The 17,931-nt window shown below is 65.7% G+C and carries 21 protein-coding genes; 9 read left to right on the forward strand and 12 right to left on the reverse strand.

The genetic code is table 11. The features are described 5' to 3' along the window. The first annotated feature begins 4 nt into the window (after positions 1-4). On the forward strand, positions 5-721 hold the full coding sequence (locus ACN22W_RS13850) for a pseudouridine synthase (protein WP_419684948.1): 717 nt from the start codon (positions 5-7) through the stop codon (positions 719-721). 105 nt (positions 722-826) lie between these two features. Further along, the gene (locus tag ACN22W_RS13855; RefSeq protein WP_193098884.1) at positions 827-1,015 is read left to right on the forward strand and encodes a hypothetical protein; all 189 of its coding nucleotides are present in this window, start codon (positions 827-829) and stop codon (positions 1,013-1,015) included. Here the strand turns inward: ACN22W_RS13855 and ACN22W_RS13860 are convergent. Next, positions 998-2,035 carry an NAD-dependent epimerase/dehydratase family protein gene (locus ACN22W_RS13860; protein WP_419684950.1) on the reverse strand — a complete coding sequence of 346 codons (1,038 nt, stop codon included), beginning with the start codon at positions 2,033-2,035 and terminating at the stop codon, positions 998-1,000. The genes ACN22W_RS13855 and ACN22W_RS13860 overlap by 18 nt on opposite strands. A 107-nt stretch (positions 2,036-2,142) precedes the next feature. Between ACN22W_RS13860 and ACN22W_RS13865 the strand changes: the two genes are divergently transcribed. The 3 genes from ACN22W_RS13865 to ACN22W_RS13875 all read left to right on the forward strand — a co-directional run bounded on the left by ACN22W_RS13865 (position 2,143) and on the right by ACN22W_RS13875 (position 5,118). Further along, positions 2,143-3,174, forward strand: coding sequence for a CDP-6-deoxy-delta-3,4-glucoseen reductase (locus tag ACN22W_RS13865; protein WP_419684952.1), 1,032 nt, complete (start codon positions 2,143-2,145; stop codon positions 3,172-3,174). A 290-nt stretch (positions 3,175-3,464) separates the two neighbouring features. Next, positions 3,465-4,649: an acetylornithine transaminase gene (locus ACN22W_RS13870; RefSeq protein WP_412023174.1), complete on the forward strand. Its 1,185-nt coding sequence runs from the start codon at positions 3,465-3,467 to the stop codon at positions 4,647-4,649. Between the two features lie 13 nt (positions 4,650-4,662). Then, positions 4,663-5,118, forward strand: a complete 456-nt coding sequence (locus ACN22W_RS13875) for a GNAT family acetyltransferase (protein WP_419684954.1) — start codon at positions 4,663-4,665, stop codon at positions 5,116-5,118. Positions 5,119-5,139: 21 nt separating this feature from the next. On the opposite strand, the gene ACN22W_RS13880 is transcribed toward ACN22W_RS13875, so the two are convergent. The 9 genes from ACN22W_RS13880 to ACN22W_RS13920 all read right to left on the reverse strand — a co-directional run bounded on the left by ACN22W_RS13880 (position 5,140) and on the right by ACN22W_RS13920 (position 12,453). Continuing rightward, on the reverse strand, positions 5,140-5,811 hold the full coding sequence (locus ACN22W_RS13880) for a DUF2278 family protein (RefSeq protein ID WP_129514692.1): 672 nt from the start codon (positions 5,809-5,811) through the stop codon (positions 5,140-5,142). Positions 5,812-6,114: 303 nt separating this feature from the next. Further along, on the reverse strand, positions 6,115-6,831 hold the full coding sequence (locus ACN22W_RS13885) for an ABC transporter ATP-binding protein (protein WP_048250310.1): 717 nt from the start codon (positions 6,829-6,831) through the stop codon (positions 6,115-6,117). Beyond that, positions 6,831-7,607 (reverse strand): ABC transporter ATP-binding protein, encoded by a 777-nt coding sequence (locus tag ACN22W_RS13890; protein WP_048250308.1) that lies wholly within the window; start codon positions 7,605-7,607, stop codon positions 6,831-6,833. The genes ACN22W_RS13885 and ACN22W_RS13890 overlap by 1 nt, the downstream gene beginning before the upstream one ends. A 24-nt stretch (positions 7,608-7,631) precedes the next feature. After that, positions 7,632-8,801, reverse strand: coding sequence for an ABC transporter permease subunit (locus ACN22W_RS13895; RefSeq protein ID WP_193098890.1), 1,170 nt, complete (start codon positions 8,799-8,801; stop codon positions 7,632-7,634). A gap of 18 nt (positions 8,802-8,819) precedes the next feature. Beyond that, the gene (locus ACN22W_RS13900) at positions 8,820-9,770 is read right to left on the reverse strand and encodes a branched-chain amino acid ABC transporter permease (protein WP_129512779.1); all 951 of its coding nucleotides are present in this window, start codon (positions 9,768-9,770) and stop codon (positions 8,820-8,822) included. A 211-nt stretch (positions 9,771-9,981) separates the two neighbouring features. After that, positions 9,982-10,674: an amino acid-binding protein gene (locus ACN22W_RS13905; protein ID WP_419684957.1), complete on the reverse strand. Its 693-nt coding sequence runs from the start codon at positions 10,672-10,674 to the stop codon at positions 9,982-9,984. A gap of 203 nt (positions 10,675-10,877) precedes the next feature. Then, positions 10,878-11,858, reverse strand: a complete 981-nt coding sequence (gene ispH, locus ACN22W_RS13910) for a 4-hydroxy-3-methylbut-2-enyl diphosphate reductase (RefSeq protein WP_034178810.1) — start codon at positions 11,856-11,858, stop codon at positions 10,878-10,880. Positions 11,859-11,860: 2 nt separating this feature from the next. Beyond that, positions 11,861-12,316, reverse strand: a complete 456-nt coding sequence (locus tag ACN22W_RS13915; protein WP_048250304.1) for an FKBP-type peptidyl-prolyl cis-trans isomerase — start codon at positions 12,314-12,316, stop codon at positions 11,861-11,863. An 11-nt stretch (positions 12,317-12,327) separates the two neighbouring features. Beyond that, positions 12,328-12,453, reverse strand: coding sequence for a hypothetical protein (locus ACN22W_RS13920; protein WP_268991240.1), 126 nt, complete (start codon positions 12,451-12,453; stop codon positions 12,328-12,330). Here ACN22W_RS13920 and radC point away from each other — a divergent pair. From radC to nadB, 4 genes are all read left to right on the forward strand, one after another. Beyond that, on the forward strand, positions 12,452-13,228 hold the full coding sequence (radC, locus tag ACN22W_RS13925) for a RadC family protein (protein WP_048250303.1): 777 nt from the start codon (positions 12,452-12,454) through the stop codon (positions 13,226-13,228). The two genes, ACN22W_RS13920 and radC, sit on opposite strands and share 2 nt — an antisense overlap. Positions 13,229-13,465: 237 nt before the next feature. Next, positions 13,466-13,699, forward strand: a complete 234-nt coding sequence (gene rpmB, locus ACN22W_RS13930) for a 50S ribosomal protein L28 (protein ID WP_004186391.1) — start codon at positions 13,466-13,468, stop codon at positions 13,697-13,699. A gap of 17 nt (positions 13,700-13,716) precedes the next feature. Then, on the forward strand, positions 13,717-13,884 hold the full coding sequence (rpmG, locus tag ACN22W_RS13935; RefSeq protein ID WP_006478046.1) for a 50S ribosomal protein L33: 168 nt from the start codon (positions 13,717-13,719) through the stop codon (positions 13,882-13,884). 160 nt (positions 13,885-14,044) lie between these two features. Continuing rightward, a complete protein-coding gene (gene nadB / locus ACN22W_RS13940; protein WP_129512780.1) occupies positions 14,045-15,631 on the forward strand; it encodes an L-aspartate oxidase in 1,587 nt (528 codons plus the stop codon). Between the two features lie 97 nt (positions 15,632-15,728). Here nadB and nadC read toward each other — a convergent pair whose 3' ends face one another. Further along, entirely contained in the window at positions 15,729-16,679 is a 951-nt protein-coding gene (gene nadC, locus ACN22W_RS13945; RefSeq protein ID WP_419685051.1) for a carboxylating nicotinate-nucleotide diphosphorylase, read from the reverse strand. Beyond that, on the reverse strand, positions 16,679-17,815 hold the full coding sequence (nadA, locus tag ACN22W_RS13950; RefSeq protein ID WP_419685053.1) for a quinolinate synthase NadA: 1,137 nt from the start codon (positions 17,813-17,815) through the stop codon (positions 16,679-16,681). The genes nadC and nadA overlap by 1 nt, the downstream gene beginning before the upstream one ends. Positions 17,816-17,931: the final 116 nt, after the last annotated feature.

Below are 17,931 nucleotides of genomic sequence, written 5' to 3' on the forward strand. Positions count from 1 at the left end.
CGCTATGGATCTCGAAAGCATTCTCTACACCCAGGGCTTCGGCTCGCGCCGCCAGTGCCGCGGCCTGATCGAAGCGGGCCGCGTCGCCGTCGCGGGCGCCAGCGCGACCGACCCCGACGCCCCGTTCGATACCGACGGCCTCGTGTTCTCGGTCGACGATACGGCATGGCCGTTCCACACGCACGCGTATCTCGCGCTCAACAAGCCGGCCGGTTACGAGTGTTCGCGCGATCCGCAGCACCACGCAAGCGTGTTCAGCCTGCTGCCCGCGCCGCTCGTCGCGCGCGGCGTGCAGTGCGTCGGGCGTCTCGACCAGGACACCACGGGCCTGCTGCTGCTGTCCGACGACGGCCAGTTCGTGCACGCGTACACGTCGCCGAAACGCAAGGTGCCGAAGACCTACGTGGCGACCGTGCGCCACCCGCTCGACGACGCGCAGCTGCACGCGCTGCGCACCGGCGTGCAGCTCCACGGCGAGCCGAAGCCGATCGCGGCGGTCGCCGCCGACGCGCGCGACACCCACGCGCTCGCGCTGACCGTCCTCGAGGGCAAATATCACCAAGTGAAACGCATGGTTGCGGCGGCGAGCAACCGCGTCGAGCTGCTGCACCGCGAAAGCATCGGCGGCTTCGCGCTGCCGGACGACCTCGAACCGGGCGCATGGCGCTGGCTCGATGACACTGACCTTTCAGCGTTGCGCAATCCGGTCAAAACCCTGTAAGGGAAAATCCGCACGACCGTTCGGAGTCCGGCCGCATCTCCGCCGCACGATCCCCCGCTATACTCGAATCACAAGCTGTACGAGCAGCGATGCAGGGGAGACATCATGAATATCAACCATTCTTTTGAACTGTCATACGTGACGATCGCGTTCGCGATCGTCGGTGTCATCGTGATCGGCGGCCTGCTGGCCGCGATGCACATGAAGCACAAATATCATCCGAACCTGATTGGCGCGCTGATCGGCGCGCTGCTGTGCTTCCTGCTGATCGAGGCGTTACCGGCGCTGACCTGACGCGCTGCCCGGCGCGAGCGTTTGAAGGAAATCGTCTACGGTCGGATATCGCAACGTCACGCACAATTCGGCCTTGAGCCGTGCGTTGGACAAGCGCCGCGACTCGCGCATGAATGACAGCAACGTCGGTTCGAGCTGGCGTTCGGCGTCCGCGCGGCTGACGCGCGGCGGCTTCGGCAGGCCGAGCGCCTGCGCGACCCGGTCGAAATACTCCCCCATCCGCAGTTCGCTGTCGTCCGACGCATGCACGGCGCGCGCCGGCCTGCCGCGCTCGGCCGCGCGGCGCAGGATCGCCGCGAGATCGTCCGCGTGGATGTGGTTCGTGTAGACGTCGTCGGCCGCGTCGAGCGCCGGCGTGCCGCGCTCGAGCCGCGCGACCGGCAGACGGTTCGCCGCGTAGATGCCGGGAATGCGCACGATGCGTGCGGACAGCACGCCGCGCGCGGTCGCCGCACGCAGTTGCCGCTCGGCCGACACGCGCCGGAACGCGCGCGGATTCGCGGGGCACAGCGGGTGCGTTTCGTCGATGCGCGCGCCGCCGCAGTCGCCGTATACGCCGGTCGTGCTGGCGTAGACGAGCCTCGGCGCGCGAAGGCCGTCGGGTACAATACGCGCTGCCCGAACGGGCGCGCCGGCCTGTCGGGCAGCGGTGCGCAGCGTTCGGAGCCGGCCGACCGCCGGTGCCGGCGGTACCGCTGGCCGTCGAACAGGCAGGGTCGTTGCGGCGATCAGCGCACGCGTGCGCCGGTCGTCGCGGCCATCGGACTGCGGCGGCGCGAGATGCAGGATCGTGCGGGCAAGACCCGCGAGACGGCCGAGCGTCGCCGGGCGATCGAGATCGCCGACGATCGGCGTCGCGCCCGCGGCGCGCAGTTCGTCGCGGCGGGCCGGGTGGCTCGTCAGCGCGAAGATCCGCAGGTTGCGGCGCGTGTCGCGCCATTGCGCGACGCAGCGCATGCCGACGTCGCCGCAGCCGACGATCAGTGCGCGCGGCCGGCGCAGGATTCGTGTCGCGATCATGTTGGTTGCGAAATCAGTAGCCACCGTTGCGCGACGCGCAACGGGTTTGCATTGTAGCTGCCGTGCTCGACATGCACGGTCCCCACATTTTGTTCTAGTTTGGTTCTATGGCATTCAACGTCACTCTCAAGCAAAGCGGCCGGCAATTCCAGGTCGAGTCGGACGAAACCGTGCTGGCGGCCGCGCTGCGCCAGAACGTCCATCTGCCGTACGGCTGCAAGAACGGCGCGTGCGGCTCCTGCAAAGGCCAGATCGTGTCGGGCCAGATCGAACAGGGCCCGCACGCCGCGTCGGCGCTGTCCAACGACGAGCGCACGCGCGGCCTCGCGCTGCTGTGCTGCTCGAAGGCGCAATGCGATCTCGAGATCGACGTGCGCGAGATCGCCGGCGTCGACGGCGTGCAGGTCAAGAAGCTGCCGTGCCGGATCGCCGCGCTCGAACGCAAGGCCGACGACGTGATGGTCGTGAAGCTGCAGTTGCCGGCCAACGAACGCCTGCAGTATCTCGCGGGCCAGTACGTCGAGTTCATCCTGAAGGACGGCTCGCGCCGCAGCTACTCGATGGCGAACGCGCCGCACGAGGAAGGCCCGATCGAGCTGCACATCCGCCACATGCCGGGCGGCAAGTTCACCGATCACGTGTTCGGCCCGATGAAGGAGCGCGACATCCTGCGCTTCGAAGGCCCGCTCGGCACGTTCTTCCTGCGCGAGGATTCCGACAAGCCGATCGTACTGCTCGCGTCGGGCACCGGCTTCGCACCGATCAAGGCGATCATCGAACACGTGAAGCACACGGGCATCACGCGCCCGATGACGCTCTACTGGGGTGCCCGCCGCAAGAAGGACATCTACCTCGGCGAACTCGCCGAGCAGTGGGCGCGCGAGATCCCGAACTTCAAGTACGTGCCGGTGCTCTCCGAGCCGGACAGCGGCGACCAGTGGACCGGCCGCACGGGCTTCGTCCATCGCGCCGTGATCGAGGACCTGCCCGATCTGTCGGGCCACCAGGTGTACGCCTGCGGCGCACCGGTGATGGTCGAATCCGCGCAGCGCGACTTCACGCAGCACCACGCGCTGCCGACCGACGAGTTCTTCGCGGACTCGTTCACGAGCGCCGCCGATCTCGCTCATCCGGTCTGAGTACCGCGCGCGCGTCCCGCGCCGCGCGCCGCGATGTCACATCCGTGGCATCGCGGCGGTTTACAGTGAGGCGCGGGATGCCTTATGCTTGCGCACATGAACCGCTTCCTGTCCGCTCTTCGACGTCGCCGCTCGCCGCTCCGCCCGGATGCCGCAGGCTCGTCACGGACTCGCGCGTAACACCACTCCGCTTCACCGGTTACGCACAAGCTGTTCGACCCACCAGCCACGGCCTTCCGTGGCTTTTTTATTGCCCGTTTCCCTTTCAACGTCCGCTGGAGTCTGCTGCCATGCCCCTGAACGATTATCCGATCGACTCGCTGATGTACATCACGAACCGCCCCGACATCGTGTTTACGCACGGCAAGGGTTCGTGGCTCTACGATCACACGGGCAAGCGCTATCTGGACTTCATCCAGGGCTGGGCCGTCAACAGCCTCGGCCACTGCAACGACGGCGTCGTGGAAGCGCTGAAGAAGCAGGCGGAAACGCTGCTGAACCCGTCGCCGGCGTTCTACAACGAACCGATGGCCAAGCTCGCGGGCCTGCTCACGCAGCACAGCGTGTTCGACAAGGTGTTCTTCACGAACAGCGGCGCCGAGGCGAACGAAGGCGCGATCAAGCTCGCGCGCAAGTGGGGCCGCAAGTTCCGCAACGGCGCGTACGAGATCATCACGTTCGACCACAGCTTCCACGGCCGCACGCTCGCGACGATGTCGGCCAGCGGCAAGCCGGGCTGGGACACGATCTACGCGCCGCAAGTGCCGGGTTTCCCGAAGGCCGAGCTGAACAACATCAACTCGGTCGAGAAGCTGATCACCGACAAGACCGTCGCCGTGATGCTTGAGCCGATCCAGGGCGAAGGCGGCGTGATTCCGGCGACGCCCGAATTCATGCGCGAGCTGCGCGCGCTGACGAAGCAGCACAACCTGCTGCTGATCGTCGACGAAGTGCAGAGCGGCTGCGGCCGCGCGGGCACGCTGTTCGCGTACGAACTCGCCGACATCGAGCCGGACGTCATGACGCTCGGCAAGGGCATCGGCAGCGGCGTGCCGCTCGCGGCGCTGCTGTCGAAGGCCGAAGTCGCGGTGTTCGAGGCCGGCGACCAGGGCGGCACGTACAACGGCAACCCGCTGATGACGGCGGCCGGTTATTCGGTGATCTCGCAGCTCGTCGCACCCGGCTTCCTCGAAGGCGTGCGCGCCCGCGGCGAATACCTGAAGCGCAAGCTGCTCGAACTGTCGGAGGAACGCGGCTTCGAGGGCGAACGCGGCGAAGGCCTGCTGCGCGCGCTGCTGCTCGGCAAGGACATCGGCCCGCAGATCGTCGAGAAGGCGCGCGACATGCAGCCCGACGGCCTGCTGCTGAACGCCGCGCGGCCGAACCTGCTGCGCTTCATGCCCGCGCTGAACGTGACGACCGACGAGATCGACCAGATGATGGCGATGCTGCGGTCGATCCTCGACACGCTCTAAGGAGACCGCCCCGATGGATGCCGCCGCCGATGCTGTCGCTATCCGCCCGTTCGAACGCGCCGACACCGATGCCGTGCTCACGGTATGGCGCGACGCGTTCCCGCAGTACGAAGAAGCCGACGCACCGCCGCATCGCGATCCGCTGCGATCGATCGAGCTGAAGCTCGCGACGCAGCCCGAGCTGTTCTTCGTCGCGACCAGCGGCGCGCGCGTCGTCGGCACGCTGATGGCGGGTTTCGACGGCCATCGCGGCTGGCTCTATTCGTTCGGCGTCTCGAACGACGCGCGGCGGCTCGGCGTCGGCCGTGCGCTGATCGCGCACGCGGAAAGCGCGCTCGCCGCGCGCGGCTGCCTGAAGATCAACCTGCAGGTGCTGCCCGGCAACGACGATGCGTGCCGCTTCTATGCGGCACTCGGTTATCGCGTCGAGGAGCGCATCTCGTTCGGCAAGACGCTGCCGGCCGCGTGACGTAGCCGCCGGCGGCCCGTATCAGCGCGTGATCGGCCCCGCGCCCGGCAGCGGATTGCCGAGCGCGTCGGTCGGCACCGCCTGCTGTTCGAACGCCGCGAAATACGCGGCCCACTGCGTATCGCTCACGCGCACGATCAGCGCGCCGTCCTGCCATACGTCGTTGTGGTCGTTATGGTCGTCGCCCGCGCGATGCAGGTAGTTCGGGCCCGTCGAGCCCTGGTTCATGTGCGTGTCGTGGATCCCGTTGCCTTCCGCATAGGTGCGGCCGAACACGACGACGTCGAGGCCCTGCGACTGCGCGGTGCTCACGAGCCGCAGCAACGACGGAATCGGCTCCGGATTCTCGGTGCCGTCCATCACCGCACTCGCGCGCCACGCGCCCGTCTCGTTCAGGATGTCGCTGCGCAGGTAGTCGAGCGCCGGCAGCGCGGTCTGCCCCGTGAGGTCGGTGTAGCCTTCGGCCGCGGCCGCGAGCGTCTGCGTGACGGGATGGTGGAAATCGTAGACGAGCTTGTAGTTCAACAGGTCGTCCGCATCGCTGGTGCCGACGTTGATCGCGACATCCCAGTCGCCGGCCGGCAGCGCCAGCGTCAGGTGGATGTGATATTGAATCTCGCTGCCGTGCGGCGAGCCCTTCAACTGCGCCACCGACGTCACCTTCGCCTTCACGAAACCGTAATCCAGACTCATGCGTGTGTTCTCCGTGTGCCGATGGGCCGTCGATGGTAGGCGGCCCGCGTGTCGGTTTGAGGGCGACCGGCATCGGACGGCCGGTGTCGGGCACTGGCATCGTACGATCGCCCCCATCGTTTCCCGCGCCGCATGCACGGCGCAACTGTCGAATGGAGTCGCCTCCACGCGCACAGTTCGACCCGAATCGCCGAACACGAAAAAAAAGGCTGTCACGGCATTCCGTGACAGCCTTTCGAAAGCCCTGGTGCGGCGCGCGCGGCATCTGCCGCTACGCGTCACCGGGCCCGCTCATTCACTCGCTCATTCGCCCAGATACGCGGCACGCACCTTCGGATCGTCGAGCATCTGCTTCGCATCGCCTTCCATCGTGACCATGCCCGAATCCATCACGTAGCCGCGGTCGGCCGCCTGCAGTGCGAGGCGTGCGTTCTGTTCGACGAGCAGCACCGTGATGCCCTCCTTCGAGATCTCGCGCACCACTTCGAAGATCTTCTCGACCATGATCGGCGACAGCCCCATCGACGGCTCGTCGAGCAGCAGCAGCTTCGGCTTCGACAGGATCGCGCGCGACATCGCCAGCATCTGCTGCTCTCCGCCCGACAGCGTGCCCGCGAGCTGCGTCGCCCGTTCCTTCAGGCGCGGGAAGAAGCCGAACATGCGATCGACGTCCTTCTTGATCTGGTCGTTGTCGTTGCGCAGGTACGCGCCCATCTGCATGTTCTCGATGATCGACATCCGCGCGAAGATCCCGCGGCCTTCCGGCACCATCGCGAGGCCGCGCTTGAGCAGTTCGTGCGACGGCACGCCCTTGATCGACTTGCCGTCGTACTCGATGTCGCCCGCCGAATACGGCTTGAGACCCGTGATCGCCTTCATCGTCGTGGTCTTGCCTGCACCGTTCGCGCCGATCAGCGTCACGAGCTCGCCCTGACGGACTTCCATGTCAACGCCCTTGACGGCCTGGATGCCGCCGTAGTTGACCTGCAAGCCCTTGATTTTCAACATTGCCGCTGCCATCAGTGCACCCCTGCGCCGAGATATGCCTCAATCACCTTCGGATTCTTCTGCACGTCCTGCGGCAGACCCTCGGCGATCACCTTGCCGTAATCGAGCACCGTCATCCGGTTGCACAAGTGCATCACGAGCTTCACGTCGTGCTCGATCAGCAGAATCGTGCGGCCGTCCGAACGGATCTTGTCGAGCAGGCGCGTGAGTTCGACCTTCTCGGTCGCGTTCATCCCGGCCGCCGGCTCGTCGAGCGCGAGCAGCTTCGGGTCGGTCGCCAGCGCGCGCGCGATCTCGAGACGGCGCTGGTGGCCGTACGACAGGTTGCGCGACGTGTAGTCGGCGTACTGCAGCACGCCGACGTATTCGAGCAGCTCGATCGCGCGTTCCTTGATCTCGCGTTCCTCCTGGCGTTCGGCCGGCGTCTGGAACACCGCGCCGAGCAGACCGTGCTTGGTGCGCACGTGGCGGCCCACCATCACGTTCTCGAGGGCTGTCATCCCGCCGAACAGGCGGATGTTCTGGAAGGTGCGCGCAATGCCGGCCTTCGCCACCTGGTGCACCGCCGTCGGCGTGTAGTTCTGGCCGTCGAGCTTGAAATCGCCGGAATCCGGCGTGTACAGGCCCGTGATCACGTTGAAGAACGTCGTCTTGCCGGCGCCGTTCGGGCCGATCAGGCCGTAGATCTCGCCTTCCTTGATCTGCAGGCCGACGTCGGAAAGTGCCTGCAGGCCGCCGAAGCGCTTGTTCACGCCCTGCACGGACAGTCGGATTTGCTTGTCGCTCATGTATATATCCCCTGTGTCCGTAGGTTAGGCGCGCACCGGCTTCTTGCTGGCGCGCTTCGCCAGTTTCGCGATCTTGTCCTCATGCTTCGGCGCGGGCCACAGGCCTTCCGAGCGGTACAGCATGATGATCACCATCGCGAGGCCGTACAGCGCCTGACGGATCACCTCCGTATCGACGATGTCATGACCGAACAGCGCATGCTGCAGCGGGCTCATCGTCGAGCGCAGGAATTCCGGGAAGATCGCGAGCAGCACCGCACCCAGGATCACGCCCGGGATATGGCCCATGCCGCCGAGCACCACGCAGGCCAGCACAACGATCGATTCCCAGAACGTGAACGACTCGGGCGACACGAAGCCCTGGAACGAACCGAACATCGCGCCCGACAGGCCGCCGAACGACGCGCCCATCGCGAACGCGAGCAGCTTCACGTTACGGGTGTTGATGCCCATCGCCTTGGCCGCGATCTCGTCCTCGCGGATCGCCGCCCATGCACGGCCGATGCGCGAGTGCTGCAGACGCGTACACGTCCAGATCACCAGCAGCGAGCACAGCACGAACAGGTAGTAGTACATGTAGACCGACGGCAGCTGGAGGCCGAACAGCGAGTGCGTCTGCGACAGGTTGAAGCCGCCGACATGCACCGGATCGATGCCCGTGATCCCCTTCGGGCCGTTGGTGATGTTCACCGGACGGTCGAGGTTGTTCATGAAGATCCGGACGATTTCGCCGAAGCCCAGCGTGACGATCGCCAGGTAGTCGCCGCGCAGTCGCAGCGTCGGCGCGCCGAGCAGGATCCCGAAGGTCGCCGCCAGCGCCATCGCGATCGGCACGATGATCAGGAACGGGATGTGCAATCCGCCGGGTGCCAGGTTCGCGATCCACTCGAACTGCGACGTCAGGTGCGGCGAGCTCAGCAATGCCGCCGTGTACGCGCCCACCGCGTAGAACGCGATGTAGCCCAGGTCGAGCAGGCCGGCGAAGCCGACCACGACGTTCAGGCCGAGCGCGAGCATCACGTACAGCATCGCGAAGTCGAGCACGCGGACCCAGTAGTTGCCGCCGGCCGAGCCGATGATGATCGGCGCGGCGATCACGAACGCAGCGGTCAGGATGCCGATGATGACGGTCTTGGTGGTGTTGCGCTCCTCGACGAGCGACGTCGAGGATTCGATCGGTTGAATGGATGTCATGTTGTTTGCTCCCTTCCGTTACGCGCGATCCGCGACACGTTCGCCCAGCAGGCCCGACGGACGAAACACCAGCACGATGATCAGCACGATGAAGGCGAACACGTCCTGGTAGTTACTGCCGAATACGCCGCCCGTGAGGTTGCCGATGTAGCCGGCACCGAGCTGCTCGATCAGGCCGAGCAGCACGCCGCCGACCATTGCGCCACCGAGGTTGCCGATCCCGCCCAGCACCGCGGCGGTGAACGCCTTCATGCCGGGAATGAAGCCCATGTAGAAGTGCACGTTGCCGTATTCGGACGCGATCATCACGCCGGCCAGCGCGGCAAGCGCGGAGCCGATCATGAACGTCGCGGAAATCACGAAGTTCGGGTTCACGCCCATCAGGCTCGCGGTGTTCGGGCTTTCCGCGATCGCGCGCATCGCGCGGCCGAGCTTGGTCTTGTGCACGAGCAGCAGCAGGCCGCCCATCACGATGAACGCCACCGCGATGATCACGATTTCAGTCACCGAGATCACGGCGCCGGGCGTCGTGTCGGTGGCCTTGATGACGTTGATCGGATCGGTCGGCAGCAATTGCGGGAACGGCAGCGGGTTGCGCGACCAGATGATCATCGCGGCCGTCTGCAGCAGGATCGACACGCCGATCGCGGTGATCAGCGGCGCGAGGCGCGGCGCGCGGCGCAGCGGCCGGTAGGCGACCCGCTCGATCGTGAAGCCGACGAACGCACAGACGATGGCGGCAATACCCAGGCCGATCGCCAGCGTCGCGACGTTGCCGAGTCCGGGGAAATGGTTCTGCAGCACGGTAATGGCTGACAGGGCGACCATCGCGCCAATCATCAGCACGTCGCCGTGCGCGAAGTTGATGATGCCGAGAATGCCGTACACCATCGTGTAACCCAACGCGATGATGGCGTACACACTGCCGAGCACCAGTCCGTTGAGAACCTGCTGGACGAAAATATCCATTTAAAGCTCCTTGGCCCGTGCTGCCGGAGGACGTTGCGCCCCGCGGGTAAGCGAGGAATCGCGCCTTCTCGGCGACACTGCGAGTACTAGTCGATACCGGTAAGGGTGGATCGTCCCGGCGCGCGCCGCCCGGCCTGTACGGCCGGACCTGCCGCCGGAGCGGATACAAAAACGGCACCGCACTGTCCCGGTGCCGTCATGAGTCCCGTCGCTAAATCGTCACGACATCGAGGACGGTGTTCGTGGCCTCCTTGAAGTCGTACGACAGCATGCTGAAACGGCCGGCGTCCGGTTGCCCGGCGCCCGTGCCTTTTTCCATCCCGAGCGATGCAGGCATCGCACCCGGGCAAATCAGGTTCCGCGCCGCGTCGCCCGGCAAGGCGTCGCGAAGGTTGCGCCCGACTTTCGTCGGCGCTGCAGCGGAATCCGTCACACGAACCAGATCGCGCGCCGCGACACGGTCGGTCGCGGCGGCATGCTGTTTCGTCGATTCGAAATGAAGGGGGGCCGGCGACATCCGCACGTTGCCGGCATCGCCGTGACCGGTGGCCCGCCGCGACGCAACCTGCATGCCCGCTGCCGGACCGGCCGTCAGGCCAAGCGCGTTGATTTCGTCGATCGTCAAACGTGCCCCGTTTTCCTTGTCCTTGCCCAATTCCGCGATACGGCATGCCGATGGCAACGCACGACCGGTTCCGGCGACGCGCACGCCGCTGACCGGCGGTGACGCGAGCACCGCTGCCTCCCTACCCGCCTCGTCGTCGCTCTTTTTGCTGCGACCGGCAATCATTGCAACCGGTGCGGCGACGGACACGGCGTAAGCCAACTTCACATGCATTGAATGGTCTCCCGCGCCTTGCCAAAAACCGATTTCAAAGCCATTCAGACCTGAAAACGGGCGCATTGTAACTCCATTTATAGGCCGCCAATAATCCTGATTCGATGGGGTTTTCCTGCATTGCAACCAATTTTGAGAGACGGTCCGGAACGGCGAGAGCAACCGGGTTGCACCGCGATTATGAATTGCGGTTGCAATTACAATTTCTATACGCAAAAAAAAGCGCGCCCGGAGGCGCGCTTTGGTGTTCCGCGGGTGCGATGCGGCAATCAGGCGGCGGGCGGCAGGTTCAACCCGCGCGGCAGCGGAAACGACACGTTTTCCTCGATACCGTCGAGCGCGCGGACATTGCGCACGCCGAGTTCGCGCAGCCGCGCGATGACGGCCTGGGCGAGCACTTCGGGCGCCGACGCGCCGGCCGTCACGCCGATCCGACGCTTGCCGGCGACCCATGCCGGATCGATCTGATCCGGCGCATCGACCATGTATGCGTCCACGCCGCGCTTCTCGGCCACTTCGCGCAAACGGCTCGAATTCGAGCTGTTCGGACTCCCGACGACGATCACGACATCGCACTGCGGCGCCATGAACTTCACCGCGTCCTGGCGGTTCTGCGTCGCGTAGCAGATGTCCTGCTTCTTCGGCTCGCGGATCTTCGGATATTTCGCTTTCAGCGCCGCGATGATCTCGGCCGCATCGTCGACGGACAGCGTCGTCTGCGTGACGAGCGCGATGCGCTCGGGATCGGCGAGCTCGAGCTTCTGCACGTCTTCGACGCTCTCGACGAGATGCATGCCGCGCTCGACCTGCCCCATCGTGCCTTCGACTTCAGGATGGCCCTTGTGCCCGATCATGACGATGTCGACGCCGTCCTGACGCATCTTCGCCACTTCGACGTGCACCTTCGTGACGAGCGGGCAGGTTGCGTCGTAAATGCGCAGCCCGCGCACGTCGGCCTCGTCGCGCACGGCCTTCGACACGCCGTGCGCACTGAAGATCACGGTGTTGCCGGCCGGCACTTCCTCGAGTTCCTCGACGAAGATCGCGCCTTTCTTCTTCAGATCCTCGACCACGTACTTGTTGTGGACGATCTCGTGGCGGACATAGATCGGCGCACCGTGCATCGCGATCGCGCGCTCGACGATCTCGATCGCGCGGTCAACGCCTGCGCAGAAACCGCGCGGCTGGGCCAGCAGGATTTCGGCATCGGCGGCAACGGTCTGCCCGGACAGCGTGTCGGTGGTACTCATGATTACAGGATTCCGATGATTTTCACTTCGAACGTGAGCGCCTGGCCCGCGAGCGGATGATTGAAGTCGAACAGCGCGGAGGTCTCGCTGACTTCCTTCAGCACCCCCGCGTACCGGCCACCGTCCGGCGCATTGAACTCGATCAGCTCGCCCGGCGTGAAATCGTCGCCGACCATCCCGTTCTCGCGCAGCGTCGACAGCGTCACGCGCTGGAGCATGTCGGGATTACGGGGACCGAACGCCTGTTCGGGCGTTAGCTGAAAAGTCGAGTGGTCGCCGACCCTGAGCCCCATCAGAATCTGTTCCAGCGAGGGCGCCAGTTGCCCCGCGCCCAGCAACAGCGTGGCCGGCTTGTCGGAGAAGGTGTTGACGATGTCGGCGCCGTCGGCCAGTGCCAGCCGGTAATGCAACGTGACGTGGGAACCGGGCTTCACTTCGGATAGATCGATGAGGCTCATGAATTACTCGTTCAGTCGGCGCCCGAAACGGCCGAAAGGCCCGGCGCAAAGCCAATATTGTAAGTCACCTGAGCGCGCAAGGCGGAAAGTGCGACGACGTCGCGCACACCGCCCGCCGCCAATGGAGTTTCGACCATGCTGTCACCCTGCCCCACCCTGCCGCCGGCCGAATGCCGCGACACCGCCGATGCGCCGGCCGATCCGGCCCGCCGCAACCGTGCTGGCGGGCCGCGCAAGCGCCGCCCGCCGAACTGGCAGCCCCACCTGCCGCGCGAACGGCTGCTGGAGCGCGGGCCGGCTGCATTGACGGACGCCGAATTGATCGCGCTGGTGCTCGGCACGGGCGGCGGCGGGCACGACGTGTTCGTCAGCGCCCGCGCGCTGCTCGAACGGTTCGGCGACTCGCTGCGCCGGATGCTCGATGCCGATCCCGACGAATTCGAAACGCATCCCGGCATCGGCGTTGCGCGATCGGCGCGGCTGATCGCGGTGACCGAACTCGTGCGGCGCGCGCTTGCAGAAAAGGCGCCCGAACGGATGCAGATCGGCTCCCCGGGCGCGGTCGAGGATTTTTTGCGGCTCATGATCGGCACGCGCCCGTATGAAGTGTTCGTCACGTTGTATCTCGATGCCCGTCACGGCCTCATCGATACCGAAGAAAGCGCGCGCGGCTCGCTGACGCGCATGGCCGTCTACCCGCGCGAAATCGTGCGCCGCGCGCTGAAGCAGAACGCCGCGGCGCTGATCGTCGCGCACAACCACCCGTCGGGCGCGGTGCAGCCGAGCGCGGAAGACCGCCGCCTGACCCGCTCGCTGCGCGACGCGCTGCAGCTCGTCGACGTGCAGTTGCTCGATCACGTCGTCGTCGGCACCAGCGACACTTTTTCGTTCGCGCGCGCCGGTTGGCTGTAGACTGTGGCGCGGCGGCCCGCCCAAGGGCGCCGCAACGACGATTCGAAATTAGGTTTGATTTTCCTGAACTTTTTCTGCTAGAATCGCCGTCTGTATTTTTTCCAACCAGTTCTAGCCATCGAAGGGCCTTGTCTGTAAGGGCTACGGCGTTCTGAGTGCAGCCATGGATCACGTGGCGGTGCGATGGAACCTTCACCGGCGATCGAACCCCGAATTTAGCGTATTAGGAGTGCTCTCATGGCACGCGTATGCCAAGTAACTGGGAAAGCGCCGATGAGCGGCAACAACGTTTCCCACGCCAACAACAAGACCAAGCGTCGCTTCCTGCCGAACCTGCAAAACCGCCGGTTCTGGGTGGAGAGCGAAAACCGCTGGGTGCGCCTGCGCGTCTCGAACGCCGGCCTGCGCCTGATCGACAAGAACGGCATCGATTCCGTGCTCGCTGACCTGCGCGCACGCGGCGAAGCCTAAGCCCAAGGAGCACAATCATGGCAAAAGGCGCACGCGACAAGATCAAGCTCGAGTCGACCGCTGGCACGGGTCACTTCTACACGACCACGAAGAACAAGCGCAACATGCCGGAAAAGATGGCGATCAAGAAGTTCGATCCCGTCGTCCGCAAGCATGTGGAATACAAAGAAACCAAGATCAAGTAATCTCCGGTTTCTGCCAGCCTGACGGCGAAAGAAAAGCCCCGCACATGCGGGGCTTTTTGTTTTGCGCGCACGCTCGAGCCCGACGCGGTATGCTCTCCCCTTTCCGCGGCCACGGCCGCCGGAACGCACAAGATCAAAAGCGTAATGATGGAGATGCAGCATGAAATTCGACGTGGCGATCGTCGGCAGCGGCCTGGCAGGGCTGTCGGTCGCACTCAATCTGGCCAGCACGCGACGCGTCGCGCTGATCGCGAAACGTTCGATGATGGAGGGCGCAAGCGATAACGCGCAGGGCGGCATCGCGGCCGTCCTCGATTCGGCGGACAGCATCGAGAACCACGTCGACGACACGCTGGTCGCCGGCGGCGGCCTGTGCGACGAAGGCGCGACGCGCTACATCGTCGAACACGGCCGCGAAGCGATCGAATGGCTGATCTCGCAAGGCGTGCCGTTCACGAAGGACGACGCGGCCGAGCTCGGTTTTCATCTGACGCGCGAAGGCGGCCACAGTCACCGCCGGATCATCCACGCGGCCGACGCGACCGGCCATGCGGTGCTCGCGACGCTGTCGGAGCGCGCGCGCCAGCATCCGAACATCACGTTCTTCGAAAACCATCACGCGATCGACCTGATCACGTCGGACCGGCTCGGCCTGCCTGGCCGCCGCTGTCACGGCCTGTATGCACTCGACGTCGACAACGACCGCACGATCACGATCGAGGCGCCGCATACGGTGCTCGCGACGGGCGGCGCCGGCAAGGTCTACCTGTACACGACGAACCCCGACACGGCGACCGGCGACGGCATCGCGATGGCGTGGCGCGCGGGCTGCCGCGTGTCGAACATGGAATTCATCCAGTTCCACCCGACCTGCCTGTTCCATCCGTATGCGAAATCGTTCCTGATTTCCGAGGCCGTGCGCGGCGAAGGCGGCCTGCTGAAGCTGCCGGACGGCACGCGCTTCATGCCCGCGCACGATGCGCGCGCCGAGCTTGCGCCGCGCGACATCGTCGCGCGCGCGATCGACTTCGAGATCAAGAAGCGCGGGATCGACTGCGTGTATCTCGACATCAGCCATCAGCCGGAAGCGTTCCTGCGCGAACACTTCCCGACGATCCACGCGCGCTGCCTCGAATTCGGCATCGACATCGCGAAGCAGCCAATCCCCGTCGTGCCGGCCGCGCACTACACGTGCGGCGGCGTCGTGACCGATCTCGCCGGGCGCACCGATCTCGCGGGCCTGTATGCGGTCGGCGAAACGTCGTACACGGGGCTGCACGGCGCGAACCGGCTCGCGAGCAACTCGCTGCTCGAATGTCTCGTGATCGGCCGCGCGGCGGCCGAGGCGATCGAGGCGGCCGGCTTCGATACCGAAACGCCGGCCACGCTGCCCGCGTGGGACGAAAGCCGTGTGTCGGATGCGGACGAGGAAGTCGTCGTCGCGCACAACTGGGACGAGCTGCGCCGCCTGATGTGGAACTACGTCGGCATCGTGCGTACCGACAAGCGCCTCGAACGCGCCAAGCACCGGCTGTCGCTGCTGCGCGACGAGATCCACGAGTACTACGCGAACTTCCGCGTGACGCGCGACCTGCTCGAACTGCGCAATCTCGTCGACGTCGCGACGCTGATCGTGAAGAGTGCGCACTCGCGCCGCGAAAGCCGCGGATTGCACTACAGCCGCGACTGGCCGCACACGCTGCCGAAGGCGCTGCCGAGCGTGCTCACGCCGCGCGCGCGTCGCTGAGCGGCCCGCCCCGCCCTTCCCGGCTGCGGCCGCACAAGAAAAAAGCCGTTGGCGTTTGCGCGCCAACGGCTTTTTTGTCTGATCGTTTAACGCGCGGTCAGTCGACGATTCGCATCGAATAGTCCGTCGCGCGCACGTCCTTCGTCAGCGCGCCGATCGAGATGCGATCGACGCCCGTCTCCGCGAACGCGCGCACCGTATCGAAATTGACGCCGCCGGACACTTCGAGCACGGCCTTGCCATCCGTCACGCGCACGGCTTCACGCATCATGTCGAGCGTGAAGTTGTCGAGCAGCACCGACTGCGCGCGATGCGCGAGCGCCGTGTCGAGCTGCGCAAGCGTCTCGACCTCGACCTGCACGGGCACGCCCGACTGCAGCGCGAACGCCGCGTCGAGTGCCTCGCCGACGCCGCCCGCCGCTGCGATGTGGTTCTCCTTGATCAGGATGCCGTCGTACAACGCGAGACGCTGGTTCTCGCCGCCGCCGACGCGCACCGCGTATTTCTGCGCGAGCCGCAGGCCCGGCAGCGTCTTGCGCGTATCGAGGATCTTCGCGCGCGTGCCTTCGACGCGATCGACGTAACGGCGCGTCGCGGTCGCGACGCCCGACAGCAGCTGCAGGAAGTTCAGCCCGTTGCGCTCGGCCGTCAGCAGCGCGCGCGCCGGCCCCTCGAGTTCGCAGACGGTCGAATCGGGCATCATCCGGTCGCCTTCCCGATAGCGCCATTGCACGACGATCGCCGGATCGATCCGGCCGATCACGGCCTCGAACCACGGCACGCCGCACAGCACGGCTTCCTCGCGCACGATGATGCGCGCGCGGCGACGCCCGCCGGCCGGCACGAGCCGCCCGGTCTGGTCGCCGGTGCCGACGTCTTCCGCGATCGCATCGGCTACATTGCGCGCGATCGCGTCCTCGAATGCCGCGCCGTATTGGTCGCGGACGATGTCGAACAGCGGGGATACCGCGCTCGTCGTGCCCCGCTCAAGGACGGCGGCCGCCCCCTCGGCGGACAGTGAACGAATGTGAGCGTGCGGGCCGTTCATTACGCCGCCCCCACGTTCGCGAACAGTTGCTGGTCGCGCTGCAGATCGCCACTCGCCTGCACGCGCTTTTTCTGCGCGGCCGCGAAATCGAGCATCCGGTCGATCGGCAGACGCGCGCGCTCGCCGATCGCGGGGTCGACGAAGATCTCGTTGTGACCGCGTTCGAGCACGTCAGCAAGGTTCGCAAGACCGTTCATCGCCATCCACGGGCAGTGCGCGCAGCTCTTGCAGGTCGCGCTGTTGCCGGCCGTCGGCGCCGCGATGAACGTCTTGCCGGGCGCTGCGAGCTGCATCTTGTGCAGGATGCCGAGATCGGTCGCGACGATGAAACGCGTCGCGTCGAACTTGACGGCCGCGTCGATCAGTTGCGTGGTCGAGCCGACGACATCGGCCTGCGCGACGACATTTTCCGGCGATTCGGGATGGACGAGCACCTTCGCGTCCGGATATTCGGCGCGCAGCAGATCGAGCTCGATACCCTTGAACTCGTCGTGCACGAGGCACGAGCCCTGCCACAGCAGCATGTCCGCGCCGGTTTTCTTCTGAATATAGCTGCCGAGATGGCGATCGGGTGCCCAGATGATCTTCTCGCCGCGCGCGTGCAGGTCGGCAACGATCTCGAGGCCGATCGACGACGTGACCATCCAGTCCGCGCGCGCTTTCACGGCTGCGCTGGTGTTCGCGTAGACGACCACCGTGCGGTCGGGATGCGCATCGCAAAACGCCGAGAATTCGTCGACCGGACAGCCGAGGTCGAGCGAACAGGTCGCGTCGATATCGGGCATCAGGATCCGCTTGTTCGGACTCAGGATCTTCGCGGTTTCGCCCATGAAGCGCACGCCGGCGACGACCAGCGTCTGCGCGTCGTGATCGCGGCCGAAACGGGCCATTTCGAGCGAATCGGCAACGCAGCCGCCCGTTTCGTCGGCCAGCTCCTGCAATTCGGCATCCACGTAGTAGTGCGCGACCAGCACGGCCTTTTCACGCACGAGCAACGCCTTGATGCGCGCCTTCAGCGCGGCGCGCTCCTCGGGGGACGGCGTATCGGGTACTTTTGCCCATGCCTGTCCGACACCGCAGACCGCGCCTGCCGCGATCGGACGGTCGTACTCGACGGGTTTGATCGTCGATTGCATCTCCATATCTCCTGTCGGCGGGAGTGGGTGCTCCAGCACTTGCTCCCCCGCCCAATGCTTCGCGGTCGACCGACGTGAGCGCTTCAGCACTGACTCCGGATCCATGCAAAGCTCAA

The organism is Burkholderia theae (assembly GCF_048565265.1).
Taxonomy (GTDB): domain Bacteria; phylum Pseudomonadota; class Gammaproteobacteria; order Burkholderiales; family Burkholderiaceae; genus Burkholderia; species Burkholderia theae.

Excerpts from the sequence above, each read along its gene's own strand:
- ACN22W_RS13850 (WP_419684948.1), top strand. The coding sequence starts at position 5 with ATGGATCTCGAAAGCATTCTCTACACCCAGGGCTTCGGCTCGCGCCGC.
- ACN22W_RS13855 (WP_193098884.1), top strand. The coding sequence starts at position 827 with ATGAATATCAACCATTCTTTTGAACTGTCATACGTGACGATCGCGTTC.
- ACN22W_RS13860 (WP_419684950.1), bottom strand. The coding sequence starts at position 2,035 with ATGATCGCGACACGAATCCTGCGCCGGCCGCGCGCACTGATCGTCGGC.
- ACN22W_RS13865 (WP_419684952.1), top strand. The coding sequence starts at position 2,143 with ATGGCATTCAACGTCACTCTCAAGCAAAGCGGCCGGCAATTCCAGGTC.
- ACN22W_RS13870 (WP_412023174.1), top strand. The coding sequence starts at position 3,465 with ATGCCCCTGAACGATTATCCGATCGACTCGCTGATGTACATCACGAAC.
- ACN22W_RS13875 (WP_419684954.1), top strand. The coding sequence starts at position 4,663 with ATGGATGCCGCCGCCGATGCTGTCGCTATCCGCCCGTTCGAACGCGCC.
- ACN22W_RS13880 (WP_129514692.1), bottom strand. The coding sequence starts at position 5,811 with ATGAGTCTGGATTACGGTTTCGTGAAGGCGAAGGTGACGTCGGTGGCG.
- ACN22W_RS13885 (WP_048250310.1), bottom strand. The coding sequence starts at position 6,831 with ATGGCAGCGGCAATGTTGAAAATCAAGGGCTTGCAGGTCAACTACGGC.
- ACN22W_RS13890 (WP_048250308.1), bottom strand. The coding sequence starts at position 7,607 with ATGAGCGACAAGCAAATCCGACTGTCCGTGCAGGGCGTGAACAAGCGC.
- ACN22W_RS13895 (WP_193098890.1), bottom strand. The coding sequence starts at position 8,801 with ATGACATCCATTCAACCGATCGAATCCTCGACGTCGCTCGTCGAGGAG.
- ACN22W_RS13900 (WP_129512779.1), bottom strand. The coding sequence starts at position 9,770 with ATGGATATTTTCGTCCAGCAGGTTCTCAACGGACTGGTGCTCGGCAGT.
- ACN22W_RS13905 (WP_419684957.1), bottom strand. The coding sequence starts at position 10,674 with ATGCGCCCGTTTTCAGGTCTGAATGGCTTTGAAATCGGTTTTTGGCAA.
- ispH (WP_034178810.1), bottom strand. The coding sequence starts at position 11,858 with ATGAGTACCACCGACACGCTGTCCGGGCAGACCGTTGCCGCCGATGCC.
- ACN22W_RS13915 (WP_048250304.1), bottom strand. The coding sequence starts at position 12,316 with ATGAGCCTCATCGATCTATCCGAAGTGAAGCCCGGTTCCCACGTCACG.
- radC (WP_048250303.1), top strand. The coding sequence starts at position 12,452 with ATGCTGTCACCCTGCCCCACCCTGCCGCCGGCCGAATGCCGCGACACC.
- ACN22W_RS13920 (WP_268991240.1), bottom strand. The coding sequence starts at position 12,453 with ATGGTCGAAACTCCATTGGCGGCGGGCGGTGTGCGCGACGTCGTCGCA.
- rpmB (WP_004186391.1), top strand. The coding sequence starts at position 13,466 with ATGGCACGCGTATGCCAAGTAACTGGGAAAGCGCCGATGAGCGGCAAC.
- rpmG (WP_006478046.1), top strand. The coding sequence starts at position 13,717 with ATGGCAAAAGGCGCACGCGACAAGATCAAGCTCGAGTCGACCGCTGGC.
- nadB (WP_129512780.1), top strand. The coding sequence starts at position 14,045 with ATGAAATTCGACGTGGCGATCGTCGGCAGCGGCCTGGCAGGGCTGTCG.
- nadC (WP_419685051.1), bottom strand. The coding sequence starts at position 16,679 with ATGAACGGCCCGCACGCTCACATTCGTTCACTGTCCGCCGAGGGGGCG.
- nadA (WP_419685053.1), bottom strand. The coding sequence starts at position 17,815 with ATGCAATCGACGATCAAACCCGTCGAGTACGACCGTCCGATCGCGGCA.